At 61.1% G+C, this 26,660-nt stretch carries 19 protein-coding genes; 10 read left to right on the forward strand and 9 right to left on the reverse strand.

Going from position 1 to position 26,660, the window contains the following annotated elements; all coding sequences use genetic code 11:
- Positions 1-8: 8 nt before the first annotated feature.
- Positions 9-638 carry a hypothetical protein gene (locus ABIB78_RS01885; protein ID WP_429020763.1) on the forward strand — a complete coding sequence of 210 codons (630 nt, stop codon included), beginning with the start codon at positions 9-11 and terminating at the stop codon, positions 636-638.
- 84 nt (positions 639-722) lie between these two features.
- On the opposite strand, the gene ABIB78_RS01890 is transcribed toward ABIB78_RS01885, so the two are convergent.
- From ABIB78_RS01890 to ABIB78_RS01930, 9 genes are all read right to left on the reverse strand, one after another.
- Positions 723-2,309 carry a methyltransferase regulatory domain-containing protein gene (locus ABIB78_RS01890; protein WP_429020765.1) on the reverse strand — a complete coding sequence of 529 codons (1,587 nt, stop codon included), beginning with the start codon at positions 2,307-2,309 and terminating at the stop codon, positions 723-725.
- A 5-nt stretch (positions 2,310-2,314) separates the two neighbouring features.
- A complete protein-coding gene (tssH, locus tag ABIB78_RS01895; RefSeq protein WP_429020767.1) occupies positions 2,315-4,951 on the reverse strand; it encodes a type VI secretion system ATPase TssH in 2,637 nt (878 codons plus the stop codon).
- A 98-nt stretch (positions 4,952-5,049) separates the two neighbouring features.
- Positions 5,050-6,114, reverse strand: coding sequence for a type VI secretion system baseplate subunit TssG (gene tssG / locus ABIB78_RS01900; RefSeq protein WP_429021512.1), 1,065 nt, complete (start codon positions 6,112-6,114; stop codon positions 5,050-5,052).
- Positions 6,078-8,045: a type VI secretion system baseplate subunit TssF gene (gene tssF, locus ABIB78_RS01905; RefSeq protein WP_429020770.1), complete on the reverse strand. Its 1,968-nt coding sequence runs from the start codon at positions 8,043-8,045 to the stop codon at positions 6,078-6,080. The genes tssG and tssF overlap by 37 nt, the downstream gene beginning before the upstream one ends.
- Before the next feature lies 1 nt (position 8,046).
- Positions 8,047-8,595, reverse strand: coding sequence for a type VI secretion system baseplate subunit TssE (gene tssE, locus ABIB78_RS01910; RefSeq protein ID WP_429020773.1), 549 nt, complete (start codon positions 8,593-8,595; stop codon positions 8,047-8,049).
- Positions 8,596-8,663: 68 nt separating this feature from the next.
- A complete protein-coding gene (locus ABIB78_RS01915) occupies positions 8,664-9,149 on the reverse strand; it encodes an Hcp family type VI secretion system effector (protein ID WP_429020776.1) in 486 nt (161 codons plus the stop codon).
- 52 nt (positions 9,150-9,201) lie between these two features.
- Positions 9,202-10,704 (reverse strand): type VI secretion system contractile sheath large subunit, encoded by a 1,503-nt coding sequence (gene tssC / locus ABIB78_RS01920; protein ID WP_429020778.1) that lies wholly within the window; start codon positions 10,702-10,704, stop codon positions 9,202-9,204.
- A gap of 17 nt (positions 10,705-10,721) precedes the next feature.
- Positions 10,722-11,249: a type VI secretion system contractile sheath small subunit gene (gene tssB / locus ABIB78_RS01925; RefSeq protein ID WP_429020781.1), complete on the reverse strand. Its 528-nt coding sequence runs from the start codon at positions 11,247-11,249 to the stop codon at positions 10,722-10,724.
- Between the two features lie 126 nt (positions 11,250-11,375).
- Entirely contained in the window at positions 11,376-12,689 is a 1,314-nt protein-coding gene (locus ABIB78_RS01930) for an ImpA family type VI secretion system protein (RefSeq protein WP_429020784.1), read from the reverse strand.
- 352 nt (positions 12,690-13,041) lie between these two features.
- On the opposite strand from ABIB78_RS01930, the gene ABIB78_RS01935 reads away from it, so the two are divergent.
- From ABIB78_RS01935 to ABIB78_RS01975, 9 genes are all read left to right on the forward strand, one after another.
- On the forward strand, positions 13,042-14,910 hold the full coding sequence (locus tag ABIB78_RS01935; RefSeq protein WP_429020787.1) for a type VI secretion system Vgr family protein: 1,869 nt from the start codon (positions 13,042-13,044) through the stop codon (positions 14,908-14,910).
- 5 nt (positions 14,911-14,915) lie between these two features.
- On the forward strand, positions 14,916-15,479 hold the full coding sequence (locus ABIB78_RS01940; protein WP_429020789.1) for a DUF6931 family protein: 564 nt from the start codon (positions 14,916-14,918) through the stop codon (positions 15,477-15,479).
- Between the two features lie 12 nt (positions 15,480-15,491).
- Positions 15,492-16,868, forward strand: coding sequence for a type VI secretion system-associated FHA domain protein TagH (gene tagH, locus ABIB78_RS01945; protein ID WP_429020792.1), 1,377 nt, complete (start codon positions 15,492-15,494; stop codon positions 16,866-16,868).
- A gap of 48 nt (positions 16,869-16,916) precedes the next feature.
- On the forward strand, positions 16,917-18,254 hold the full coding sequence (tssK, locus tag ABIB78_RS01950; RefSeq protein WP_429020795.1) for a type VI secretion system baseplate subunit TssK: 1,338 nt from the start codon (positions 16,917-16,919) through the stop codon (positions 18,252-18,254).
- Positions 18,255-18,541: 287 nt separating this feature from the next.
- On the forward strand, positions 18,542-19,774 hold the full coding sequence (gene tssL, locus ABIB78_RS01955; protein WP_429020798.1) for a type VI secretion system protein TssL, long form: 1,233 nt from the start codon (positions 18,542-18,544) through the stop codon (positions 19,772-19,774).
- A gap of 45 nt (positions 19,775-19,819) precedes the next feature.
- Positions 19,820-23,368: a type VI secretion system membrane subunit TssM gene (tssM, locus tag ABIB78_RS01960; RefSeq protein WP_429020801.1), complete on the forward strand. Its 3,549-nt coding sequence runs from the start codon at positions 19,820-19,822 to the stop codon at positions 23,366-23,368.
- Positions 23,365-24,066: a type VI secretion system-associated protein TagF gene (tagF, locus tag ABIB78_RS01965; RefSeq protein WP_429020804.1), complete on the forward strand. Its 702-nt coding sequence runs from the start codon at positions 23,365-23,367 to the stop codon at positions 24,064-24,066. Before tssM ends, tagF begins: the two co-directional genes overlap by 4 nt.
- Positions 24,067-24,072: 6 nt before the next feature.
- On the forward strand, positions 24,073-24,849 hold the full coding sequence (locus ABIB78_RS01970) for a PP2C family protein-serine/threonine phosphatase (RefSeq protein WP_429020807.1): 777 nt from the start codon (positions 24,073-24,075) through the stop codon (positions 24,847-24,849).
- Positions 24,846-26,654, forward strand: coding sequence for a serine/threonine-protein kinase (locus tag ABIB78_RS01975; protein ID WP_429020809.1), 1,809 nt, complete (start codon positions 24,846-24,848; stop codon positions 26,652-26,654). The genes ABIB78_RS01970 and ABIB78_RS01975 overlap by 4 nt, the downstream gene beginning before the upstream one ends.
- The last annotated feature ends 6 nt before the right edge of the window (positions 26,655-26,660 follow it).

Genomic DNA, 26,660 nt, shown 5'->3' on the forward strand with positions numbered 1-26,660 from the left:
ACGATCCGATGTCACTTCGGAGCAGGGTGCTGGACGTGCTCAACGGCCCGGCGGTCGCGCGCATGCGCTTCCGGTTTCCGATCCGTGGCAGCCACGTGACGATTGCGCCGCAAACGTTCCATCACGTCGCACGCGCGATCCGGCTGGGACAGGTCAGCGTCAGAGTTCCGACGGACCTCGCGGCAGGCGTTGCGGCACAATATAACGATGTCGCGCGAACACGAGCGGATGGTACCGTCGTCGCGGCGAATACGCTGGAGGTCGTGTCGGCGACGGGGCGGCTGGACGAAGCCTATATCGTCCATGAGGCCTTGCATGCGGCTTACGATCTGTTGCGCACCGGCCTTGACGCCAATGCGGAGGAGGCGTCCGCCTATGTCTGCACGGCGCTCTATTGCCGCATGACAGGCCTACCGCGACCCCGCTGGGCGAACGGCCCGATCTACGCCAATGCCGCAGAGGTCGCCCGAACGCTGTTGTCGCAATATCAGAAGGGTGATCCCGGCATTCCCTGGGTCGGCGAACATGAATGGCGGATGCTGCGCGCCGGCGTGGGCCTTAATTCGGTCTATGCCAGCGGACCTGGCGGCATTCTCACCGGATGGCTCCTCGGCCAACAATACACCCACGATGGCTGATGGGACGGGGCTGCGTCCGCTCCCCAAACTGGCGGACCGGCTCCCTGCCGCCACTTCTTTACCGAGGTCGACGCGTTGAAAGCGTCAGGCAACCAGCAAACCCAGCTTTCCGACCGTCGCCAGCGAACGGTCAACGCTGTCTCGGGTCGAGAGCAGCAACGGCTCGGCGGGCTGCCCGGCATCATCCACTTGTTTGACCGAGATGGTTGGCCCGAAGAGTTCAGTCATTTCGGCCGTAATTTGCCCGATCGTCCGAGAGCCGTCGAGCAACTGCAGGAAGTGGCGCGTCCTGTCGTCCTCCAGTTGCACAGTTTGATGGAGCAGATTGGTGACCAGCGGGCCGGTCTGCGCTTGTCTGCGGGCGAGCAGGCTCGCCTGCGGGCGATCAGAGGCTTCCTTCACGAGAAAGGGTGGTGATTTCAGAAAGGAGACCTCTCCGCTGCAGGCCAGGATATGTAGCGCTTCCGTCAATATCCGTCGGTCATCGCCCGGTTGCCGGTCCTCGAGCAGCGTCCGGGCGCCATCGAGCAGTTCAGTGAATGAGAGTGCGCGCGGCCAGGCCCGGCCGAGACAAAGATGTGCAGCCTTCAAGAGCGGCTTGGTCACTGTGATTCGGCTGCCGTCCTGAGTCTCAAATTCCATCTCGGAGTCGTCGGTCAGGCAGACGTCGGGTCGACGTGGGCTAGTGGTGCTCAGCAGATAGAACCGGGTGATGAAGTCGAGATCGACCTGGCGCTCAAGGGAGATGCCCTCGTGGCAGAGCAACGTACGCCGAAAACCGTTGCCGTCGATGAAGTCCTGATACTGATCGCGCGCCATGAACTCGCTTTCGGGAAAGCGTTGCAGCGTGGCGCGGACCTCTTCGGTGTAACCGGCAAGATAGCGTCGCGAGAAATCGGAGTCGCTCAGATATTGTAGCCCATGTCGACCAGCCTCTTCGACGACCTCATGCAACAGGAAGGCTGTCGCGCCCTGATCGAGATCGTCGTGAAAAAGCAATTCGTCCGGAGCCTTGAGGACACGGTTGCACTGATCGCGCATGACTGCACCGTGCACCGAGTTGGACTTCGAACCGTCGCTGAGAAATTGCACGATGGCGCGAGCTTGTCCCACTTTTTCCTTCATCCCGGTGATGCGCCGTGTGTGGTAGCGCATCATGTCGCGGACCATGTCGCGGAGATGCGAGAACGGGTGCGCGTTATAGCTGACGTAGCAGAGCCCCTGTGGTGCCAAATTCCGATTGAAGATGGTCATCATCTTCTCGCGCACGTTCGGTGGTACCCATGAATACACGCCATGCGCGATGATGTAGTCGAACTGTCCGAAGGCAGCGTCGACATCCATGATGTCGCAATGCAGGAGCTTGATGTTGCTCAAGCCCAATGCGGCGATGTTTCGCTGGCCGCGCTCGATCGTAACGCCGCTCAAGTCGATACCGATGAACTCGCTGTCTGGATATTGAAAAGCCATCGGCAACAGGTTGCCGCCAACGCCGCAGCCGAGCTCCAGAACCCGGCAGCGCTCGACTGGAGCCGGCCGCATGCCATAGACCGTTGCGATTGCCGCCAGGTGGTTCGGGTGAGTGAGTCCGTAGACGTGCCCGGGATAATACACCTCATCGTAAGGTGTGGTACCGGTGGTCGATTGGCGGTACTCGGTCTGGATGTTCATCGCAGTCAGTTCCACGAATATGCAAAATTGTCGTTCACGATCGAGACGCGCGTCTGCTTGACTTCCTCCTTGGCGAGAGACTTGCTGAGGAACTCACGCGACAGTTCGGGCAGCAGCGTGTTGGTGATGATGTTATCGATCATCCGCCCGCCGGAGTCCGGATCGTTGCAACGGGATACGATGTGCTCGACGACTGCGTCGTCGTAGCCGAAGGCAGCCTTGTGATTATCGCGGAGGCGCTGTCCGATCCGGTCGAGCTGCAATCTGACAATGCTGGCAAGCATCTCGTCCGAAAGCGGAAAGTAGGGGATCGAAACAATGCGCCCAAGCAGCGCGGCAGGGAACACCTTCAGTAATTCCGGCCGCAGCAGCTTGGCGAGTTCTTCCGGCTCGTTGCGATACTTTGGATCGCGCGCCAGGCTCATGATGAGATCAGTTCCGACGTTTGTGGTCAGAATGATCAATGTGTTCTTGAAGTCGATTCGCCGACCGTTACCGTCCTCCATGACCCCCTTATCGAACACCTGGAAGAAAATCTCATGGACGTCGGGATGGGCCTTCTCCACCTCGTCGAGCAGGATAACGCTGTAGGGCTTGCGCCGGACCGCTTCGGTGAGCCGGCCCCCCTCACCATAGCCGACATAACCCGGAGGTGCGCCCTTCAGGGTCGAGACCGTATGCGCCTCCTGGAACTCCGACATGTTGATCGTGATCATGTTCTGCTCGCCGCCATAAAGGGTTTCGGCAAGCGCAAGGGCAGTTTCTGTCTTGCCCACTCCGGACGGCCCGGCCAGCATGAAAACGCCAATCGGCTTGGACGGGTTGTCCAACTTGGCGCGGCTGGTCTCGATTCTCTTGGCAATCATCGTCAGTCCATGGGACTGGCCAACCACGCGGCGATTGAGGATTTCGGGTAGCTTCAGGACGGTCTCGATTTCGTCACGCATCATTCTGCCGGTCGGGATACCAGTCCAGTCAGACACGACAGAGGCCACCGACTGTTGGTCCACATGGGCATAGATCATCCGCTTTTCCGGATTGATGCCCTCCAGTGTCTCAAACTTGCTGCGTAGCTCCACGCGTTTCGTGGCTCGATCTTCGTCTCCGCTCTCGGAGAGGATTTCGCGGATGCTGCGGATATCCTTGACGAGCTCCTGTTCCTTGGCCCAATCGGCCTCTAGGCCGGTCAGCCTGTCCTTCAGCGCCGCTATGTCGCCGTCGATCGCGGCAATGCGATCGCTGTTCTCGTCCCCGAGATCGCCGTCGCTGACCAGCGCTGATCGTTCGGCCTCGCGAGCCGCTATAGCGACGCGAGCGTCCTCGATCAGGGCCGGCGTCGCGCTTTGACTGATGGCTACCCGCGCCGAGGCTGTGTCCAGCAGGCTGACCGCCTTGTCCGGCAGCTGTCGAGATGGAATGTAGCGATGCGACAGGTTGACCGCAGTCACGATAGCGGCGTCCGAAATGCGAACGCCGTGGTGCTTCTCCATTGGGCCGAGGAGGCCGCGCAGCATGATGCAGCAGGTCTCGACATCCGGTTCATCGACCTGGATCGGCTGGAAGCGTCGTGTGAGTGCGGGGTCCTTCTCGATGTACTGGCGATACTCTGCCCAGGTGGTGGCAGCGATCGTACGCAGCGTGCCGCGAGCCAGGGGAGGTTTAAGGAGATTGGCCGCGTCACCGGTGCCGGCCGCGCCACCAGCTCCGATCAGCGTGTGAGCTTCGTCGATGAACAGAATGATGGGGGTAGGGGAATTCTGTACCTCGTCGATCACCGAGCGCAGGCGCTGCTCGAACTCGCCCTTCATCGAGGCGCCGGCCTGCATCAGGCCGATGTCGAGCGCGCAGAGCCTTACATTGCGTAGTGGCGGCGGCACCTCGCCGGAGGCAATGCGCTGGGCAAATCCCTCGACCACGGCGGTCTTGCCTACGCCGGCTTCGCCGGTGAGAATTGGATTGTTTTGCCGCCGGCGCATCAACACGTCGATCAATTGGCGGATTTCGTCGTCTCGACCGAGGATCGGGTCCATCTGGCCCGACCTGGCTTTGGCGGTGAGATCCTGGGAGAACCGGTCGAGCGGTGTTGTTCCTTTGGGGCTTGCCCGGTCCGCGCCGTCAGTACCGGCACCGGCCAATCCGGAGCCGTCCATCGGACGCATGGTCTCTTCCTCGGAGCCTGTCCAGATGGCGCGGTGCTCCGCGGCCAATGCGTCTACGTTTATCTTGGCGAATTCCTGCGAGATGTTATTGAGCGCACGACGGATTTCATTCGATTTCAATCCGGCGACCAGGAGATGGCCGGTGCGGATCTGAGTCTCGCCGAAGAACAGCGTGGCGTAGTGCCAGCCACGGTCGAGAATATCGATGACCGAATTGGCGACCCCCGGCATGTCGGTTTCGTTCTTGCGGAAGCCGTTGATGACGCCTGCGAGGTCCGACAGCAGCCGCGCGCGGTCGAGTTTGTAGTGATCCACCGCGAGGCTGAAGTCGGTCCTTTCCTGTTGCAGGATGTGAAACAGCCAGTGTGCGAGCTCGATGTTGCGGTTGCTCGCGCTTTTGGCGTGGCGCAGGGCTTGTATGAAGGCATCGTAGCCAGCGCGGTTCAGTTTCCCAGTCACGGCCTCAAGGCTGATGTCGGTCACGGTGGGGCCTCCTGCTCAATTCCCCCGGCGATGTCCGGCTCATCGTAGAAATTGGCTCGAATTCCATGATGTTAGGACAATCGGACCGGTGCATTGGTTCAAATCGGCGAGGCGTCTGTTGCGGCGCTTCGCCGGGCTCTCAGACGCTCGGCAAGGTGAAAGCGAGCATCGCGGCGATATTCCTCGGTCGAGGCCCAGTTCGGCGAAACCCAGCTGGTCCATCCAAGGCGCCCGCTCTGTCCCAGCTTCATCGGGACGACAGCGCCCGCTGGAATGGCGAGTTCCACCTCCCACTCGAGTTCGTCGCCGATATAGAAGTAGACGGCGTCAGCCAGGGGCTCGGACAGGTTAGGCACTTCGGTGGGCAGGAACTGCTCGTATTGAGCAAAATCCTTCACGAAAACTCGAACCCTGATCTTGTCTTCCACACTGAACACTCGCGAGCCCAGAAGCGCGTCGTGGCCGAGCTTGGCGTGCGCCGCGCCGAGGCGGCTGCAATGGGTGGAGTCGAACGGGAGCCAGGTGCCAACAAATTCGTCAATCTCGACCCTGACATCGAACAGGCCCTGCAGGAGCCGCGCCAGTCGTGACGCGGATTTCGCCCTGGGTGAGACCAGTCCAGCGAAGCTGAGCTTCGCCATGTCCGGCACCGTGTCTCGATTGGCAAAGATGTCAGAGCCGAGGCCGGCGAAGGAGCCGACATAGGCGATGAAGCGGTCATCCGATGGCCTATCATGCTGCGCGATCGGCCGTGCGTCCGCCCAGGCACGAAAGAACAATTGTAGAAAGCGTCCATTGAGAAGGTCGAGAAAGCGCGGAAAAGCGTCGTCTCGCATCAACTGCCAGCCGACGCTCTCATCGGTGGTGGCCAGCGGTAGTGCGCCCTGCGGTCCGAGGAGACCGAGGAATTTGACCAGGATTCTGAGCCTGCCATCGCGTTCGTCGACTGAGCTCAGATTGGAAGCGGGAAAGTCCAGATAGGGGCTTTGACCGAGGTCAACAAATTCCTCGCGGCGCGCAGCACTGTCGCCGATCCGCGGCCGATCCGGATTGGATCGCTCGAGCTGACGGAGCGTTTGGAAGAAATCGAACAGCCAGGGTTCGGCCTTCATCTGGTCGATCAGCGTCACAGGGGTCTCCGGGTGCCCATGCGCGCTGGCCAGCGCATGATCTCGCCGCGTTCCGAAGTCGAGATGACGGTTTGGGTGAAGGTGTTGAAGCCCGAATAGTCGGCGAAGAAGCGTTCCAGTACAGCCCCGAGCAGGAACGCGCCACTGCCTTCGAATGCTTTCTCGTCGAGGGTGACCGTGATCTCCAGGCCGCGCGCCGCGCCACTGCCGGTACGCTCACGCACCCGCCGCACCACGGGCCTGCTCTCGACGCTGCGCACGCCGCGAATCTTTCGTTCCGTAGCGTCGTCGAACTGGTCGGCGAACAATGACAGCATCTCCCGCAGTGCTCCGGCGTTCTTGCCGCCGCTGCGGTCTACGAGGCCGAGATAGTTCAGACTCAGCATGTTGATCAGCCGCCAACTGACAACGCCGCTATTGGCGATTTCGCTGCGACTGCGCAACTGCGCCACCACCGGCTCGCGTGGCCGGGTGGGACCGGCTATGCACATCAGCTCGAGCGAGGTGTCATCCAACAGGCGAAAGTCGGCTCCGCCCTGGCCAACCGGCAGATGTTCCGTGAGATGCCGGTTGGAGCACAACGCCCGGACGCTCAGCTCGGCGGCGGATCCGTCGCCGCTCAGGTCGCCGGGCTCGAGCAGCGAAAGGAACATGTCCGTCCCGGTGTAGTCGGAGGCCGCGCCATATGTCTTCTCTTCGACGGTGCGGCGCCGTGGTAGCCGGCGAACGGTAAAATAAAGTCCCTCGACCGTTACGGCTGTCCGGTCGACGGCGGCGGAGTACAGAGGACGCACGTGCCGCTTGTCCTTTTCTGCTGGAAAGTGCGCGTAAACCTCCAGCACCTGGTGCGGCTCGTATTCGAGATAGCGGCTTCGGTCGGGCACCACGTGGTATTCGTGCGTATTCGATTTGACCGGGATGCGATCGCTGGTTTTCTCGAACAGGTTGATTGCCGGGGCGGTGTAGAGACTGAACGTCTCTGCCCGGACAGAGGCGGCAAGCCGTGAGTTGTGCTCATCGAACGCGAAAACGATATCGATTGACTTGCTGCGCAACCGCGGCATCACGGCGCGAAGTCCCGTCAGATTGACGCCAAGGAACTTGCGCGGAAACACGAAATACTCCCGCAACAACTCCGAGCCGCGAAAGACCCGGTTATCGTTTGGAAACAGGGATTCGTTCTCGCCGAAGCCGACTTGTTGCACACAGTCGTTCGGAGCCCGGATGACGACCGGATCACCGAAATCGTCGAGATAGCGAAAGTAGACACTGATGCAGTTCGAAGTTAGCTGTTCGTAGAGCGCGATAGCGTCGGATTCGGCGCCGGTCAGATAGATGGGTAGTTCGCTGGTGCGGCAGCCCGCGAACCAGGTTTCCGCCTTGCTGCGAGCCTCCGCGTCTGCCGGCTCTTCGTCGAGCCGCGCGGCGGTACGGTGGGTCAAGGAGAGCCTGAGCCCCGCAATGACCTCTCCGCCGACGGGAATCCCGAGGGCCTGCAATGCGCCCGCGGTCGCAAAATATTCGGCGCCGGTGACGTCAAAGGGCCAGAGCACGATATCGCGGCAAAGCCGGAATCGGCAGGCGAGGCTCCGTTCCCTTTCGCGATAGCTCGCATCGAAGTAGGCGCCCCGCGCGATTTTCCTGCCGTCGCGCAATGCCGGATCGGCATAGGTTGGCTGTGCTTTGACCAGCATGGCAGACGGAGTTGGCGCGAGATAGTTCGGAACCAGCTGTTCGAGCAGGTTTGCCGTGAACTCCGGAAATTCGTGCTTGAGCTTAAGCTGAACGCGAGCAGCAAGGAACGCGGCGCCTTCGAGCAGTCCCGAAATCATTGGATCTGAGCGATCGCGGATCAGGCCGCCGAGGCGCTCGGCGATACCAGGATATTCCTCGGCAAAGTCTTCCGCATGCTCGTACAACAGCGACAGTTCACGATTGTAGAAGTCGAGGAACTCGCGATTCATGCTATAGTCGATTGATCTGTATATCGCCGCTGTCGAGGTCGACGTCCGCGACGAATTCCACGGGCACGTTGAGCGGCTCGCACTTCAGGTCGGAATGCACAACAAAGCGCAGCTTGAGCTGTTCGGGGCCCACGGAGGTGTCGCGCCGCACCCGGATGGACTTGCGATCGAGTCGCGGCTCGTACGTCGTAAGCGACATGCGCAGGGCGTCGCTGAGCTCTTCGTCCGTGACCTCGTCGATCGAACGGTTTGCGATGTCGGGGAAACCATAGTTCAAAATCGAGGTGCGGACGCAGCCGCGGCCAGTCAGGTCGAGCGTCGATTCGAGGGCAATGGTATTAAGGAGTGTTTCAACGTCCCGCGAAACCTCTCGCCTCAGCAACGTCTCCGAGATCGGGAAACGACCAGCGCTGCGCCGTCCCGCTATGACCCGCTCACCGAACTGATCGCGCAGTTCGAGCGGCTTGCTCGCATCACGAGCGTCGTGAGCCGCACGGAAAGCCAGCATCAATGGCGGAGAGAGCCGGTCCTTCTTTGACGTAACAGTCATTGACAGTCCCCGTACCGCCGGCGCCGATTGCCGTTCTCGGCAAGGGGCGCCGGGCAGGAAGCTTGCGATCAGACCCATTCCTTATTGGCCGCAACGTCCCATCCGAACACCGGTGATGCGCCGGCACCACCCTTTTCCGTCTGGGTCTTGTAGGTCATTTTCACCTTCTGGAAGTTCAGGCTGACGTTTTCGGTGAGGCGATCCTCGCCGTGTGATCCGCCGGTCGATACGCTGGAAACCAAAATGTGCTTCATCTCGACCTTGAGATATTCGAGCGGGTGTTCGCCGGCCTTGCGGACCGTGAGAATGGCGCTGTCGATGTGCTTGCCGTTCGCGCACACCTTGAAAAGCTCGGGTGTCGCCTTGTCGACGAAGTGCGTGAAGTGGAGGTCTTGAACGGCGACTTTGCCGGCGCCGCCGCCCGACCCGCTGTGGAAGGTGCCACTTTGGCTCTCACCAAACGACCAGCTCAAAATGTCGATTTCGTCCTTGTGTTTGTCGTCGAGCGACTCGCCCTTGATCGGATCGAGTTTCAGAAAGATGTCGACAGCCATAGCATAGCCCTTTCAAAAAACTTGGATGAGTGACGGTTGCGATAACGCGGCGTCAGGAACTCGGGCCTGGAAGGCGCGAAACAAGGCTGAGACCGACGTCCATCGCTTCCAATTGAAAGTGTGGACGGAGAAAGAAGCGCGCGTTGTAATATCCCGGGTTCTCCTCGTTTGCTATGACCTCAACTTTCGCAGCGGCCAGCGGCTTGCGCGCTTTCTGCGCCTCTGACGATAAGGCTGGATTGGCATCAACGTACTCGTTGATCCAGGTCTGCAGCCAGACCGTCAGCTCATCCTTTTCCTTCATGGATCCGATCTTGTCGCGAACCATGCATTTCAGGTAGTGCGCAAAGCGGGACACAGCGAACATGTAAGGCAGACGTGACGACAGGTTGTCGGATGCGGTTGCGTCCACACCCTTCTCGCCGAAGTATTTCTTCGGCTTGTAGAGCGACTGGGCGCCGATGAAGGCGGCCTTGTCGGTGTTCTTGCGGTGGATCAGCGGGATAAGGCCTGCCTTTGCGAGCTCGTGCTCGCGGCGATCGCTGATGGCGATCTCGGTGGGGCATTTCAGGTCGACGCCACCGTCGTCGGTCGGGAATGTGTGCGTCGGCAGGTTGATGACCTCGCCGCCCGACTGCACACCGCGGATGCGCGTGCACCAGCCGAACTCCTTGAAGGCGCGGTTGATGTTGACTGCCATCGCATAGGCGGCGTTGATCCAGCCGTATTTGTCACCGGTGTGTCCGTCCGTCTCCTCTTCGAAGGCGAATTCTTCCACGGGCTCTGATTTGGCGCCGTATGGGAGGCGGCCCAGCGCACGCGGCATGCAAAGGCCGAGATAGCGCGAGTCGTCCTGATCGCGCAGACCCTTCCATGCGGCATATTCCGGCGTGTCGAACACCTTACCGATGTCGCGAGGGTTGGACAGTTCGGTCCACGAGTCCATTCCCATCAGCGTAGGCTCGGCGCCGCTGAAGAAGGGGGCGTGCGCGGCGCCGGCGATCTTGCTGAGATCGCGGAGCAGCTGCACGTCGGTGGGGAGGTGGCTGAAATAGTAGTCGCCGATCAGGCAGCCGAACGGCTCGCCGCCCAGCTGGCCGAATTCGTACTCGTAGATCTGCTTGAACAGCGGGCTCTGGTCCCAGCGCGCATCGGGATAGAGCCGCAGGTTCCGATACAGCTCGGTCTTGGAGACGTTCATCACCCGGATCTTGAGGTTGGCGTCGGTCTCGGAATTGAAAACGAGGTAGTGGAGACCGCGCCAGGCGCTCTCGATCGCCTGGAATTCGGGTGTGTGTAGGATCTCGTTCATCTGCGCGGTCAGCTTCTGATCGATCCGCGCGATCATCTCCTCGATGGTGTCGAGCACGTCCGACTTGATGACGCTCGTGTCCTTCAGCGCCTCTTGAACGAGCGTGGACACCGCGTTCTCGACTTCGGTTGCCGCACGTTCGGTGCGCGGTTTGAAGCTTTGCTTCAGCAGGGCAGCAAACTCGTCAGCCTCGACGGTCCCGACCTGGGTGGTGGTCTCTTTATGAGTAGCTTCTTTTGCCATGGTCCCCATTCCTTCCCTTAGCTGTTGGTGTCGGCTTCGGTGGACTGGCTAGTCGCGCGCTCGCGCAGTGCGGCCATCAGTTGAGGATCGGCGAGGAGTTTTTTCAGCTGGTCCTCGGCGCCCACCTTGCCATCCATGTAGCGGAGCAGGTTGGCGAGCTGTTCGCGTGCTTCGAGTAGCTTGGCCGTCGCCGGAACCTGGCGAGCGACCGCCACCGGCGTGAAGTCGGACATCCTGTTGAAGCGCAGGTTGACGGAGATCTTCTCGTCAGACCCATCGCTGAGACGATTGACGGCGCGCGTCGTCACGCCGGGCTGGATCGCCGCCATCCGGTTGTCGAAATTGTCCATGTCGAACTCGAGGAACTTGCGCTCCTCGACCTTCGCCTTCTCGACGCCGGGGTTGTTGCCGGAAAGATCGGACAGGACGCCCATGACAAACGGCAGTTCGATCAGCCGCTCGGCGTCGTAGGGATCCTCGTAGGTGATGTGCACGCGCGGTGCGCGGTTTCGGCGAATGAATTTTTGACCGCTGTCGGTTGCCATTGGGTTGCCCTCTTCACAAAATCTGTGCGGAAGCCGACTTGTGCGACGCAGGCTGGGGAAGTGCCTCGGTCCTTCGTCAGCGGAGCTTCCTTCTGTTTTCTTAGTCCCGCCGAACGGAAGGCGGGTTCAATTCGATTTGTCGATCGCCTTCAGAGCGCCCTCGGGTAGGACTTCCTTCAGCAGGCTGAGGAAATCTCGTTGTGCGAGTTCGCGTGCGCGATCGACCAGGAACGGGATCGGGCTGGACGGCTCCGCGGCGCGAAAGAAAGACGCAACCTTGGTCAGCAAATCCAACGCCTGCGCTCTGTTTTCTGCTGCAAAAACATCAACTTGGGCGTCACTTTCGGCCACGGATGGGAGTGATGTGGCGAATTCCGCCATGCGCTCGATCGGCAGGTCGAAAACTTTGTCACGTCCGATATTGATGGCAGCACTCTCGACGTGGGCGGGCATCAGCATCCGCATCACCTCGATAAACGATTTGCCAACCATGTCCTGCGCCTGCCGCACCAGCAAAAGCGCCGGGCTCGACGGTTCCCTTCGAGCGAAATAGTCGGCAGCCGCCGCCAGCGCCGCGGATGCCCGTCCCGGTGAAGTCACCGCGCCGGCGATTTCAATCGGAAGCTGCGGGTCGTTTTGAGCAGTCTCGTCCGGGGATGGGACGACTGCGGCCGGATCGCGTGCGGTGACCAGAGCCGCGAGCCAGTTGGCCATGCCATTCGCGACACCCGCAAGCCTGTCGAGACTGATGGGTTGCCCCGAGTTCAACTTTTCGTGCCAAACCGATTTGATGCCGGCAATCTCGGCCGCGACCGCGGAACAGCGGGCGCTCACCGCTTTGAGGGTACCGAGATCGGTTTCGCCGATAATGCGCTCGATGGTTCCGAGATCGGGCATGTCGGCGTCGGCGTCAGCGGCGGGAATTTCGCCCTTGGCAATTTGATATGCACGGTAGTTGAGACTGCCGTGCCTTCGATTTTCGATCAGGGGAAGGAATTGGAGCGGGTTGATCACCGTCGGAAACACGTCGATCGCCTCGACGGTGACGGCGCGAAAAGCATAGTCGCCGTCCTCCGCTCTCGGGTGAACGGTTTCCCATTGTTCACGCAGCAGCAAGGTGGTCGCCTTCAGGCAGCTGAGAAAGCCGTCGAGATCGCGGTTCAGGATGGAGAACTTGGCGAGCAGCATGGTCAGGCGCAGATCGCGGGTGCGTGCCAAGAGGGGCTGCGCAGCGGTGAACTGGCCGGCAATATCGATGGCCTTTGGGTCGAAGCGTCCGCGCTCTCCGTTTGTGTTGACGACCTCGAAATACGACATCGGAAGCAGCGATTCCGCAGCTGCGAAGAAATTCAGGTACTGGACATCTCCGGCCGCATCGAGGTCAGGCCCGCAGGGATCGTCCGGGGCTATGGGCTGGGTCAGAGATGTGACATCGAACATGCAAGATGGTCCGTCTGCGGGGCCCGGGCCCCTTTTGCCAAGTCCGTCACATGTGGCGGATCAGGCGGGGATCACGATCCGATTGTCTGTTAGGTCAGATCAACGATGACCTCGGTTCATTCCCGGCGGCCACGACGGTTTCGCGTGAACCAACAAGCTCTTGGAGCCGACTACATGAGTGCCGGGATGGTTCCCTCGGGCGGGTACTTTGGCGCGTCAGGAGAGGGCGACACCGGGCGGACTTGTCGGTCATCACGCCGATGGCTGGCTCGGATTTCGGTTGTTTCGTGCTTGACGACCTGATGCGCCGGTTGCGCGGATCGTGCGGTCAACGAAGGAGTTTAACGCCCACATGGGCCAGCTTACCCAGGATACCCGCCTTTGCGAGCTCAAGACCCCCCTTGGCAAGGACGTTCTGGTTTTTGTCGGGTTCGAGGCCTCTGAAGGTCTGAGTGAACTATTCGAATATCGTATCGAGTGTCTCAGCGAGGACGCCGATCTCGACTTCGATCGCGCAATTGGCCAGCAGTGCACGCTCACCATCAAATTGCACGGGAAGGAGCGCGAGTTCAGCGGCATTCTCACAGAAGCCCAATGGATGGGGGTCAAGAACGACTATTTCAGTTACCGGATCGCGCTGAGGCCCTGGTTATGGCTGCTGTCGCGCACCACCAATTGCAGGATTTTTCAGGACAAGAAGGCGCCCGACATCATCAAGGAGGTCTTCAACGAGCGCGGCTTCACGGATTATGAGTCCAAGCTTACCGAAGAGGGCTCATGTCCAAAGCTCGAGTACTGCGTTCAGTATCGCGAGACCGATCTGGATTTCGTATGCCGGCTGATGGAGCAGCACGGCATCTACTACTTCTTCAAGCATGAGGGTGGCAAGCACACGCTGGTGCTGGCTGACTCCAAGTCCTCGCACAGCCCAATCAACGGTCTCGCAAAGATCCCCTATATCCCGCTGACCGGAGCCGACCGTCGCGAGGAGCAGCATATCTATGAATGGGTTTCCGAGCGCCGGTTTCGCACCGGCAAGATCGAGCTTAATGACTACAACTATCAGAAACCCAACGCGCAGATGATCAGCGATGCCAAGGGCTCTGAGCACTACACACGATCCGAGATGGAGTTCTACGACTATCCCGGCAAGTTCAAGGAGAAATCCGACGGCGAGCGATACGCCAAGATCCAGCTCCAGGCCGAGCAGGCGATAGATCGGCGCCGCCGCGGCAACGGCGACGCCGTCAACCTGTTCCCCGGCGGACTAACCAAGCTCGAGAAGCACTCGAAAGACTCGCAGAACGTCGAATATCTCGTCGTACGAGCAGCTCACTCGTTTTCTATCGAGTCCTATCGTACTGGCGGTCCCAGCGACGCCGGACAGCACGTCTACTTCGGTAGCTACGAATTTCTGCCAAGCGATCGGCCGTTTCGATCTCCCATGACGACGCCGAAGCCGAGGATCAATGGTATCCAGACGGCCAAGGTCGTCACCAAGGACGACAATTCGAGCGAGGAAATCGACGTCGAGGCGCTGGGCGAAATCTATGTTCGCTTTTTCTGGGATCGAAAGAAGAAGCGGTCGTGCCGATTGCGCGTGGCCCAAGTCTGGTCCGGCAAGCGCTGGGGCGGTCAGATCATCCCGCGCGTCGGGCAGGAAGTCGTCGTGGAATTCCTGGAAGGCGACCCCGACCGGCCCCTGGTGATCGGCACGGTGTATAATGATGAATACAAGCTGCCCTACGATCTGCCGTCCAAGAAGACGATTGCGGGATTGAAATCCGACTCGACCAAGGGAGGAGGCGGTTATAACGAATGGAACTTTGAGGACAAGAAAGGGTCCGAGAAGATCACCCTGCACGCCGAAAAGGACTACGATGTAACGGTCCGCGACACCGAGACCAGGACCATCGGTGAAGCCGCGTTCGGCGGCGATACCCGCAAGACCACACTCAAGAACGGCAATGACAAGCTTGATATCGAATTGGGCGGTCAGCACATCAAGCTGGCGATGGATCAGTCCGTCAATGCAGGGCTGAGCATCACGCTCACGGCCAATGTCAACATCACCCTCCAGGTTGGTCCCAGCCAGATCATCCTGTCCCCCGCCGGGATCGTCATCAACGCGCCGACCATCACCATGACCGCGCAGGCCGCGATGGCGCTCGCGGCCGGCGGCCCGTTGGTTGCTCACGGCACACCAACAATTGTCGGCTGACGGCTATGATTCAGGTTCGGTTCAGCACAGTCCACGATCTGTTTGAAGCCTATCCGCTGGCACGCTACGACGTCGGCAAAGCCTCCCCAGACAAGTTGTCGTTGGATTTCCTGCAGGAGGCTGCTGAGGCCGGCAACTGGCACCAGGCTGTATCCTTCTGCGCGTATCTGCTCCCCAGGCGCGTGTCCGTCGCTTGGGGATGTCGCTCGTTGCGGCAGATGTTCGACCATTTCGACGGCAACGAAGGCAGGTCACTCAGCTTTGCGGAGACCTGGGTCCGGCAACCAGACGAGCAATCGCGTAACAAGGCGTTGGCGGTCGGCAATGCCAACGATCCCGAGCAGCCGGCGACTTGGCTGGCGCTGGCGGCGGGCTGGTCTGGCGGAAGCGTGGTCCCTGCGGAATTTGCCCCGGTCGAAGCCAAGCCGGATCAGACGGCGCGGGCGGTTCGCGCAGCTCTTTTGATCGGACTTTGCCGGCTTACCCGAGAGTCCAGGGACCGGATAATGACGGCCTGCCTGGAGGATGGTATTCAGTTGGCACGCGGCGAACCGCGCCCTCTGCGCTGACGAGACGATGTGATGGTGCTTCGCTTCAACATCGAGAACGAGCCCAACCTCCCCGACGGCGGACCTGTGTCATTTACGGTCACCGGCCGGCGTTCGGTCGATATAGGCCGCGATCGTCATCTCGACTGGACATTGCCCGATCCGTCTCGGATGATTTCGGGAAAGCATTGCGAGGTCCATTATCGCGACGGCGGCTACTGGTTGCACGACGTCTCAACCAACGGCATCTTTCTCAATGGTGCCGACCAGCGCATACGGGGAGCGCATCGGCTGCGCAACGGCGATCGGCTCGTCATCGGCCACTATGTCATCGGCGTTTCGCTGGACCTGGACGAGCGTGCCGAGGGCACTCCGAGCCATGACGCGAAGCAGCAAGGTCCTCTCGCGCAGCAGCACGCCGATTACCAGGAACTGTGGGCTCCCGGTCGAGACGTGCCGCCGCCAATCGACCCGCAGCAGTTGAGAAAGCCGCGCGAAGCAGCGCGGCCCGTCAATGCGGAATTCCTGGACTGGGCGGCGAGTGTTCCGCCGGCGGGCGTCGACCCCGTCCGGCATTCGCCGCAGATGCCTCAACGGGAGCCGCCACTGCACGACGACATGAGCTGGGCAGCCGGTCCAGTCGCCACGCCAAAACCGCCGGTCGACGTGCTGCACGCGATGCCGACGCCGCGCCGACCATCGGTATGGGCCGATGATGAAACGGCTGACCCGCCACCGCCGGCGCCGCCACCGGCAGGGCATGTGGGAACGCCGCGGCCGCGGGTGGCCGAGCCGGCACCGGTCACGGCCGCGTCGATCGGCAATCCCGAATTTGCGCACCTGGTGGCGCGTTCTGCCGGACTGCCGGACAACTTCTTTGCCGACAAGACCGAAGCCGAACTCGCGGAACAGCTGGGCATGATCCTGCGCATGACCGTGGAAAACTTGATGGCTCTGCTGCAGGCGCGGACCCAGGCCAAGCAGCTGACGCGCAGCACCAGTCAAACCACCATCCAGGCCATCGAGAACAATCCGCTGAAATTCTCGCCGACCGCTGAAGACGCGATGCGTATCCTGTTTGGGCCGCCGACGCGCAGTTACCTCGATGCGCCGCATGCCTTCGCCCAAGGCTTCAAGGATCTCAAATCTCATCAGTTGAAGACCTACACCGCGATGCAACACGCAGTCAGGGGACTTATTGCCAGTATCGATCCGACACTGATGGCGCGCGAGCTTGAGCTTCAGCGCGGCGCAAGATCTTTTTTCGGCTCGAGTAAGAGTAAGTTGTGGGATGAATTCTTGACGCGCTGGAAGGCGCATCTCGGTCGCGACGAAAGCGCGCCGATCGATACCTTCATGCTGCATTTCTCGGAATATTACGACCGCGCAGACAAGTCGGGGTCAAAGTAAACTGTCGGTGACGATACAGTCGCCGATCATTGCCAAGTGGATGTAGGAATGTCTTGGTACAGCAAAGTTTTCTGGTCGGAAGGTCTGTTTCTGCGGCCGCATCATCTGCAGCAGAACGATCGCTATCTCGAGCATCTGCTGGAAAAGCGCGTTCGTTACACAACACCGTACCCCTGGGGCTTTGCCCAGCTCGAGATCGATAACGATCTTACTCAACAGAGCAAATTCGCCGTGCGCAGTGCGACCGGCGTCATGCCCGATGGGACGCCGTTCGATATCCCTGCTGACAGTCTGATCCCGGAAGCCATCGAAGTGCCGGATTCGGCCGCAGGTCAGATCGTCTGGCTGATGATGCCGGTCGCGGCGCCCAATACGCGGGAGGTGGATGAGGATCGCACTGACAGCGCAAGTCGTTACGTTCGTACTTCCGAAACGTTTATCGATTCGACCTCGGCGCTGCGCATCGAGGAAGAGATTGACATTGTCTATCCGCGGCTGTCGTTCGAGCTGCGCAAGACGAGCAAGCCGGGATACATGGGTCTCGGCATCGCTCGCATCCTCGAGGTACGCGACAAGAATATCCTGTTCGACGACAAATTTGTGCCGCCGGTGCTGGCCTGCGCCGCACATCCGGTTGTCGATGGTTGGCTCAATCGAATCATTGGCTGGGTTGAGACCAAGCTTGACGAGCTTGCACGCTACGCGGTCGATCCTTCGTCCGGCGGCGGTTTGCAGAGCGTCGATTATCTGGTGCTGCAAGTTCTGAACCGGACCATTCCCGTGCTGACTCATTTCAAGCGGTCCGGCAGCGTACATCCCGAGCGGCTGTACGAAGAATTACTGAGGTTTGCCGGTGAGCTTGCGACCTTCGCGACGACCGAACGACGCGCACGGGACTACCCGGCATACGATCACGACAACCTCGAATACGTCTTCACGCCGCTGGTGCGCGACATCCAGGATTTCCTGAGCGTACGGCTAGGCAGGCGGGCGATCCGTCTGGAGATCATCGAACGCGCGCAGAACGCCTTTGTATCGCCGATCCGCGATCGGGCGTTGTTCCGAAATGCTACCCTGGTGCTGGAGGTTGCCGCGCGGCGGCCTCTGGTGGAGATTCAGAACGAATTCCCACACCTGTTCAAGGTCGGCCCCAACACCAAAATGACTGAGATCGTGCACGCAAACCTGCCGGGTTTGACCTTGGTGCATCTGCCGACGCCGCCATCGCACATCCGCGCCATCACAGATCACGTTTATTTCTATCTCGATCGCAAGTCGCCGCTGTGGCCCGAATTCAGCACAGCGGCCTCGATCGGGATGCATTTTTCCGGCGACTGGCCGGAGCTTGAGTTGTACCTTTGGGCCATCCTGGAAGAGCGGCCATGACCGACAGGGACAAGCCGGTTAATCCTTTCGGTCGGGGTGAGCGGACGATCATCCGTCCGAACCCCGGTGGGAAGATGCCGCCGGCTCCGGCTTCCCAACCTCCGGCGGGCGAGGGGCCAGCAAGCCGGCCAGCGTACTCGCCATCGCCAGTGGCTTCGCCCGGTGCCTCCCCGCCGCCCTCATTTTCTCCCGTGCCGCCGGGCGCGAGCTACGCTGCCCCGCCAACGAGCCAGCCGTCAGAGGAATGGATTTCGACACCGGCGCAGGCTCAGGCGCCGCAACCGATCTTGCCGCCCGGACCGCCCCTGCGTGTCGACGATCTGGTTGCGCCGAACGCCAATCCGGTGATGCGCGCCGGCGGCCCTTTGCTGCAGTTGCTTGGCCGGCTGCGAGTAGCGCTGATGCGGGCGTCATTCGCGAGCCTGATGGAGCAGGTCGCCGACGCCATCAAGTTCTTCGAGAAGGATATCCGCTCGGCCGGCATTTCCGAGCACCAGGCCAATACGGCGAAGTATATCCTGTGCGCTACCGCCGACGATATTGTGCAGCACATTCCGACCGACGATCGACACGTCTGGGCACAATACTCGATGCTCAGCCGGTTCTTCGGTGAGCGCGTGGGCGGCGTACGCTTTTTCGAGATTCTCGACCACTTGAAGACTGATCCGCTGGTCAACTATCCGGTGCTCGAACTCCAGCACGCCTGCCTTGCGCTCGGTTTCCAGGGCATTCACCGGACGTCGCCGGGCGGGCTTGCGAACCTTCAGGTGATTCAGCGCAACCTCTATGAAACGCTACGCCGGGTTCGGCCCAAGCCGACCAACGATTTGTCGCCGCACTGGCGCGGGCAGGCGCTGGCCGGTCGGCGGAAGCACTTGCGTATTCCCGTTTGGCTGGTGGCGGCCGTGGTCGCCGCGCTGCTAACGGGATCCTATTTTGTTCTGCGGACGCTGCTGGCTGGCCGTGCAGAGAATGCTGCGGAGGTAGCGCTGGCATTGCATCCCGGCGATCCAATTGAGCTCAAGCGCCGCGTCGTTGCGCCGCCGCCGCCTCCGCCTCCGCCGCCACCCCCGGACCGCATCACCCAGCTGCAGCGCATTCGCAACGCGCTTGCACAGGAGAAGACGGCCTGCGCCATGACGGCGGATCAGACGGCGAGCTTCATCGTGATCAGGGTCTGCGATCTCGCATTGTTTGCCTCGGGCCAGGCAACCATCTTGGATGGTTTCAAGCCGATTGCGGCCCGGGTTGCGGCGACGCTCGACAAGGAGCCCGGCCGAATCCGGGTGGTTGGCCATACCGACGGCTCGCCAATCCGCACCGTGCGTTTCCCCTCGAATTTCGAATTGTCGGTCGAACGCGCCAAGGCGGTTGCCGCCGCGCTGAAACCCGGCCTGGCCGACGGTTCGCGCATCGACGTCGATGGCAAGGGATCGGATTCGCCAATTGCAAGCAATTCGACGCCCGAGGGGCGTGCCAAGAACCGTCGGGTCGAAATCTTCATCGAACGTAGCGAATAGGCATACGCCACAAGCTCACGCGATAAGCGACAGGTACCGGTAAATATGCTCGCTAAGGACATTCTACGCATCGTTCTCTATGGGGTCGGGCTCAGCTCGCTTGGGGCGGTGATCTACCTTGCCGGTCCCTTCGTTGCTTTCGGCGACTGGCGGCCGCTGGAGAATCACATCGTCCGCCAGATCGCGATCCTGCTGCTCGGCGCCGCGGTGGCAGGTGTCGCGGGTCTTCATTTCTTCAAGCGACGCAAGAATGCCAATGAGATTGCCGACGGCATCAGCGGCGCGGATCAGCCTGTCAGCGACGAGCCGGTGCTCAAGGAGCGCATGAAGGATGCGCTTGCAACGCTCAAGACTGCGAGCGGCAACAAGGCCGGCTATCTCTACGATCTGCCCTGGTACGTCATCATCGGTCCGCCCGGTGCAGGAAAGACCACGGCGCTGGTCAATTCGGGGCTCAAGTTTCCGCTCGCGCGAGGGGCGACGCCGGCGGCCATCGCCGGGGTCGGCGGCACTCGCTACTGTGATTGGTGGTTCACCGAGGAAGCGGTGCTGATCGATACCGCCGGTCGTTACACGACCCAGGATTCGAACAGCAAGGCGGACAAGGAAAGCTGGCTCTCCTTCCTGGATATCCTGAAGAAAAATCGATCGCGCCAGCCGATCAACGGCGTTCTCGTCGCAATCAGTCTGGAAGACGTGCTGACGCTACCGAAGCAGGAACTCGCGCTTCATGCCGACGCCATCAGGATGCGGCTCCTCGAACTGCATCAACGGCTGAAAGTGAGCTTCCCGGTCTATGCGCTATTTACCAAGGGCGATCTCGTCGCCGGCTTCACCGAATATTTTGCGTATCTCGGCGAGGCCGGGCGGCGCCAGGTCTGGGGCGCCACTTTCCAGACCGCCGACAAGACCCAGAATCTGGTGGGGCAGGTCCCGGTCGAGTTCGATAACCTGCTGGAGCGCCTGAGCGAGGAAACGCTCGACCGTCTGCAGGACGAGCCGACACCGCAGCACCGGGTGCAGTTGTTTGGTTTCCCGGCGCAGATGGCGCGTCTCAAGCCGCAAATCCACGATTTTCTCAACCAGATCTTCGAGCCGACGCGTTATCACGTGAATGCCAATCTGCGTGGCTTCTATTTCACGTCAGGCACGCAGCAGGGCACGCCGATCGATCAATTGATTGGATCGCTGGCGCGCACATTCGGCGCGGAAGAAGTCGGTGCTGGATCTTACTCCGGCACGGGCAAGAGCTATTTCCTCGCAGATCTGATTTCGAAGGTCATCATCGGCGAGGCTGACTGGGTTTCGACCGACCGTGCTGCGGTGCGCCGCGCCCTGATCCTCAAGACCGCGGCGCTGTCGGTGATCGGTTTGGTGGCGATCGGACTGGTCGGTGCGTGGCTGACCAGCTTCAAGCGCAACTCCGATCTGATCGAGCAGAGCTTGCAGGCGGACAGCGAATATGCCGCCGCCGGTGCGCCGCTCATCAAGCAAGCGCTGATCGCCGATCATGATCTCGACAAGGTGCTGCCGCTGCTCTATCGGCTGCGGAACGCCCCTGCGGGTTATGCCTCACGTAATGAGCCGGTAGCACTCTCGGCGCGTTACGGGCTCAGTCAGCACGCGCGCCTGTTATCGCCCGCAAAGGCGGCCTATCACACCGCGCTTGAGCGCATGTTCAGGCCTCGCTTGCTGTACCGTTTGGAAGAGCAGCTCAATGCGCGCATCAACGAGCCTGCCTTCGTCTATGAGGCGCTGAAGGTTTACCTGATGCTCGGCGGCCTGCAATCCCCAGACCGCGAACTCATCCGCTCCTGGATGCAGCGCGACTGGGCGGACAACCTCTATCCTGGCGCGACCAACGCGGAAGGTCGGCGTCTGCTTGATGAAAATCTCATGGCAATGTTCGACCTCGAAACCGAGCAACCGCCGCTGGTCGAGCTTGATGGCCGGCTGATCAAGCAGGCCCAGAATTCATTGGCGCGCCTCAGCGTATCGCAACGTGCCTACGAGTTCCTGAAGTCCGAGGCTCGCGGATCGACCGCCGGCGACTGGATCGCCAGCCGCCGAGGCGGTCCAGACGTAGCAGTCGTGTTCGAAACCACGACTGGGCAGCCCTTGGACAATTTGCGGGTGCCCGAGTTCTTCACCTATAACGGCTTCAATCAGACGTTCATCGCTCGACTGCCCGGATTGTCGGAGCGCATGAAGCGGGAGCGGTGGGTCTTGGGCGATGCCGGCCAGCAGTCGGCAATTGACCAGCAGTATGACAACCTCGCTGGCGATCTGCTCAGCATCTACTCCAATGATTTCGTAACGGCGTGGCGTACTGCGCTCGGCAGCCTTCGTCTGAAGAAATTGCTCGCCGACAAGCCGAAATACGAGGTGCTGAGGGCGCTTTCGGCGCCGACCTCGCCGATGCGGCAGATCCTGGAATCGGTGCGCGATGAAACGATGCTGACCAAGGAACGCCCGAAGCCGGCGAGCGCCGGAACGCCAGCAGTGCCGCCCTCGGTGACCACGCCAGCGCTGTTCAACAACGCCCAGGATGGTACGCCTGGCGCGACGATTGAGTCGCAGTTCAAACCCTACCATGCAGTGCTTGAGGGGGAGAGCACCCGGCGGCCGATCGACTCGACGATCGCAAACCTGAACGACATTGCGCAAAATCTGACGCTGATGATCGAGAATCCGCAACTGACGGCGCAAGCAACTGCGGGGCTACAGACCCAGGTTGCCGCGCTGCGCAACAATGCCTCGCGTATGCCGCCGCCATTTTCCGATATGCTGCGGGCGGCAGCCGCGGAGTTCGAAGGTAGCATCGCTGCCTCCACGGCCGGACAGATCCTGCAGTCATTGCGCGATCAAGTCACGCCGGTCTGTCAGCAGACGGTGACCAACCGGTACCCGTTTGTCCGCAGCAGTGGTCAGGAAGTCCCGCTCGCTGACTTCGCCAAGCTGTTCAGCCCTAACGGCATCATGGATAAGTTCTTCACTCAGTTCCTTGCGCCTTATGCCGATACTTCGCGATCGGAATGGGTCTGGCGAAAGGAGAGTCCCGTCGGACGATCGTTCTCGCCTGATACGCTAAAGCAGTTCCAGAATGCCGCCTATATCCGCGATGCCTTTTTCCAGACCGGAGGCGGCGTGCCGGCGGTGTCCTTTGCGATCCGACCGCCGGCTGCGGCCGGACCGGGCATCACAGTCAAGACCGAGATCGGTGGCACGACGATCAACAGCCCCACCACGCCGGGACCAGCCGCAACTCCCTCCATGTTTGGTGCGCCGCAACCCGCTCCACCGTCGCCGCCGCAGAGCAATTCACCGACGACGGTCCTCTGGCCCGGCCCATCGCCGCGGACGGCAATTTCAGTCAGCAACGAGACCGGATCGCCATCCGTACTCGAGCGCATCGGCCCCTGGTCACTGTTCCGAATGCTGGAGGCTGGCTCGTTGGTGGCCAAGGCGGAATCCGCCAGCGCAACTTTCATTGTTGCTGGACGCGAGCTCAACTATCAGATTTCGACCGGATCGTTGCGCAATCCGCTAAACTTGTCAGTGCTCCGGGAGTTTCGTTGCCCGACCGGAATATGACCATGCGATGCGGCTTATTCGGCAAGATCGGCGCGAAGCGTGATTTCATCGCGATCGCGACGCCGCGCAGCTTCCTGGAAGTCTGGGAGCCGTGGGTGCAGGCCGCCATGTCCGCGAGCCGCCATCAACTTGGCTCCGCCTGGCAGGATGCATTCCTGACCGCGCCGGTTTGGCGATTCTGGCTTGGCGCCGCAATCTGCGGCACCACCGTCGCAGGAGCGATCATGCCGTCGCTCGATGGCGTGGGGCGATACTATCCGTTGACGCTGCATGCAGTGCTGGATCATGACGCCGCGCTGCCGCCGCCGAACATCGATCTGCAGGACGAGTGGTTTGGGCAAGTGGAGACATTCCTGCTCTCGACCCTGGACCGGGCTGCGACGTTCGAGCATATCTCCGATGCGCTGGATCGTCTCGCGCTCCCGCGTCTGCGGACGCCGGGGACTGATGGACCGTCAATCGTGTCGCTGAGTGACGCGACGCTCGGAATGGTTTCGACGGCCGATGGGTTTGCCGAGTCGTTCGGCACGCTCTGTGGCGCGAACCCTCAAATCTATGCCGCAGCTAGTTTCTGGTGGACCGCCGGAGGCGAAGGGTTCTCGCCGATCGCGCTCAGTTGCCGCGGATTGCCGGATCCGTTTCACTATTCCACGCTGCTGACCGGCGACGTTGGCCGCGCGGCATCCAGGACGGGATGACGCGCGATGGTACACGTCCCATCCTTGTTTGATGTTGGTTGGGTCACTCACACCGGACGGGTGCGGGCGCGGAACGAGGATTCTTGCCTGGTACGAACCGACGTCGGCCTATGGGCCGTCGCTGACGGCATGGGCGGTCATGAGGCGGGCGATCTTGCCAGCCACATCGTGGTACAGTCGCTTGATGCGATCGGCGCGCCTGACTCCGCGGCGGACCTATTGGCACAATGCGAGGCGCGTCTGTTCAGCGCCAACCAGCAGATCCTGGCACTCAGCCATGCAAGGCAGGGTGCCATTGTCGGGACCACAACGGCAGTCCTGCTTGTACGCGACGGCCATTATGCCTGTATATGGGCGGGTGACAGCCGAGTGTACCTGATCAACCGCGACGGCATCACCCAAGTGTCGCACGATCATAGCGAATTGGAGGAACTGATCGCCGGCGGCACGCTATCGCGCGAAGAGGTCCAGGATTGGCCGAACAATGCCATCACCCGGGCTGTCGGCGTTGTCGCCGACCCCGAGTTCGAGGTGGTGACTGGTCCGGCCGAAGCGGAAGACATTTTCGTGATTTGTAGCGACGGCTTGACCCGACACGTGCAGGATGACGAGATCCAACAGCACGCGGCCACTCGGCTTGCCCAGGCAGCCTGCAACGACATGCTAGCGCTCGCTCTTGATCGCGGCGGGCTCGACAACGTGACGATCGTGATCGTGCGATTGCTGGCGCCACGATCCTCAGAGCCCACGAGGACGCCGCTCGAGCGGGAGCCGCGAGCATGACCGCGAACGATCCGTTTCGATCATCCTACCGCGGTGTGCCGGCCGGCACCCGGCTCAACGGTATCTACGAGATCGAAACGATGATCGGGGCAGGCGGCATGGGCGAGGTCTACCGATGCCGCGAGATCCAGACCGGATCGCCCGTTGCGGTCAAAATGTTGCTGCCCGACATGGTCGACAACGAGGCGGCACTTGCGCTGTTCCGCCGGGAGGCGGCAGCACTTCACAATCTTCCGCATGAAGCGATCGTTCGCTACTTCCTGTTCACGGTCGAACCCGTGCTGCAGCGCCCGTATCTCGCGATGGAATTTGTGAATGGGCGCTCGCTGTCGAACATGCTCGACGATGGGCCGCTGACCTTCGAAGCGCTGATCAAGTTGATGCAGCGTGTCGCATCGGGCCTGCAGGCCGCTCACGAGCACGGCATTGTCCATCGCGACGTCTCCCCCGACAACATCATCGTGCCGCTCGACGACGTAAAGCGGGCGAAGATCATCGACTTTGGTATCGCTCGGTCCACCCAGATGGGTGACAAGACCATTATTGGCTCCGGCTTCGCCGGCAAGGATAATTACGCTTCGCCGGAACAGGTTGGCTTGTACGGCAATGATGTCACCGCGAAGTCCGACGTCTACAGCTTTGGTCTCGTGCTCTTCCACGCCTTGACCGGACAGAAGCTCGATATGGGCGGAAGCCAGTTTCAACTGGTCGAGAAACGTCGACGCGTGCCCGATCTCGGCGCAGTGGATATGCGTATCAGGCCCCTGCTGGAGAGGATGCTGCAGCCAGACCCCGCCTTGCGCCCGACCATGGCGGAGGTCGCCAACTGGGTGCCGGAGGCTTCGGTTCAGCCGTCCGCCGCACCGCTCTACGGCTTCGATCCATTGGGGAAGCCGGAACGCGCGACGTCTGCACAGCAGGAGCGGGTGCCATCAACCACGCGGAGCTCTCGCAGCATCTTGCTCGGCGCCAGCGTCGCAGCGCTGCTGGTTCTGCTGGGGGGCGGTGGGTACACCTTCTATAAATTCGTCTGGTCGACATCAGGCTTAGCGGCCTTGCCGCCGCCTCCGAAACTCGCCGGGAAAACGGCGCCGTCCAGCATCGAGCCTGCTCCGCCACAGCCAGCACGTCAGGAGCCGGTGAAGCTGCCGTCTCAGCCGACGGTGACGCCGTCCTCGTCGCCCGATGGGCCGGGTCGAGCCGAGCGCATCCGCAGATATGTCGCCCAATATGCGGGCGGCGACTGCTTCTTCATCCTGCCTGTTGCAGTGAGCTCAAGCGCGGCCGTCATTGAAGGCTTCGGCGCCTCGACCGCCCCGTTCGATACCTTCGACAAGGCGTTTCGAAAGGAGCAGGGATTTGAGGCTTCGGTCGGCGTCAGGCAGGTGAATCCGGCACAATGTCCGGCCGTCAAATTCTTGAGCCAGGTCGGAAGCGATCAAGCGCGTGCGCCGCGCATCAACCTGTCAGCGACGGAGCTGAAGGCCGGCGAAACCCTGAACGGGACAATCGAGAATTTTGCCAACCGGGTGGTGGAATTGCTCATGGTCTCGGATCGCGGCGAGGTGCAAAGCCTGTCCTATCTCCTGAAGCCGGGCATCGACTCGCTTTCGTTTGCTCTGCCGATGGCGCGTGCGACCGGTCCGCAACTGCTATTGGTCGTTGCGGCCCCGAGGGTTCTGGACTCGTTGCGCCAGCCACGGCCGACAGCCGCCGACACATTCTTCCTGCAGGCGATAAGCGAAGCTCAGCGCGGCAATGTGACCCTCACTGCGGCCGCACGCTATGTGATGCTCACGAATTGAACTGCT

Source organism: Bradyrhizobium sp. I1.14.4 (genome assembly GCF_050435825.1).
Classification (GTDB): domain Bacteria; phylum Pseudomonadota; class Alphaproteobacteria; order Rhizobiales; family Xanthobacteraceae; genus Bradyrhizobium.

Excerpts from the sequence above, each read along its gene's own strand:
- ABIB78_RS01885 (WP_429020763.1), top strand. The coding sequence starts at position 9 with ATGTCACTTCGGAGCAGGGTGCTGGACGTGCTCAACGGCCCGGCGGTC.
- ABIB78_RS01890 (WP_429020765.1), bottom strand. The coding sequence starts at position 2,309 with ATGAACATCCAGACCGAGTACCGCCAATCGACCACCGGTACCACACCT.
- tssM (WP_429020801.1), top strand. The coding sequence starts at position 19,820 with ATGCTCGCTAAGGACATTCTACGCATCGTTCTCTATGGGGTCGGGCTC.
- tagF (WP_429020804.1), top strand. The coding sequence starts at position 23,365 with ATGACCATGCGATGCGGCTTATTCGGCAAGATCGGCGCGAAGCGTGAT.
- tssC (WP_429020778.1), bottom strand. The coding sequence starts at position 10,704 with ATGGCAAAAGAAGCTACTCATAAAGAGACCACCACCCAGGTCGGGACC.
- ABIB78_RS01915 (WP_429020776.1), bottom strand. The coding sequence starts at position 9,149 with ATGGCTGTCGACATCTTTCTGAAACTCGATCCGATCAAGGGCGAGTCG.
- ABIB78_RS01970 (WP_429020807.1), top strand. The coding sequence starts at position 24,073 with ATGGTACACGTCCCATCCTTGTTTGATGTTGGTTGGGTCACTCACACC.
- ABIB78_RS01975 (WP_429020809.1), top strand. The coding sequence starts at position 24,846 with ATGACCGCGAACGATCCGTTTCGATCATCCTACCGCGGTGTGCCGGCC.
- tssF (WP_429020770.1), bottom strand. The coding sequence starts at position 8,045 with ATGAATCGCGAGTTCCTCGACTTCTACAATCGTGAACTGTCGCTGTTG.
- tssE (WP_429020773.1), bottom strand. The coding sequence starts at position 8,595 with ATGACTGTTACGTCAAAGAAGGACCGGCTCTCTCCGCCATTGATGCTG.
- ABIB78_RS01940 (WP_429020789.1), top strand. The coding sequence starts at position 14,916 with ATGATTCAGGTTCGGTTCAGCACAGTCCACGATCTGTTTGAAGCCTAT.
- tssK (WP_429020795.1), top strand. The coding sequence starts at position 16,917 with ATGTCTTGGTACAGCAAAGTTTTCTGGTCGGAAGGTCTGTTTCTGCGG.
- ABIB78_RS01930 (WP_429020784.1), bottom strand. The coding sequence starts at position 12,689 with ATGTTCGATGTCACATCTCTGACCCAGCCCATAGCCCCGGACGATCCC.
- tssB (WP_429020781.1), bottom strand. The coding sequence starts at position 11,249 with ATGGCAACCGACAGCGGTCAAAAATTCATTCGCCGAAACCGCGCACCG.
- tagH (WP_429020792.1), top strand. The coding sequence starts at position 15,492 with ATGGTGCTTCGCTTCAACATCGAGAACGAGCCCAACCTCCCCGACGGC.
- ABIB78_RS01935 (WP_429020787.1), top strand. The coding sequence starts at position 13,042 with ATGGGCCAGCTTACCCAGGATACCCGCCTTTGCGAGCTCAAGACCCCC.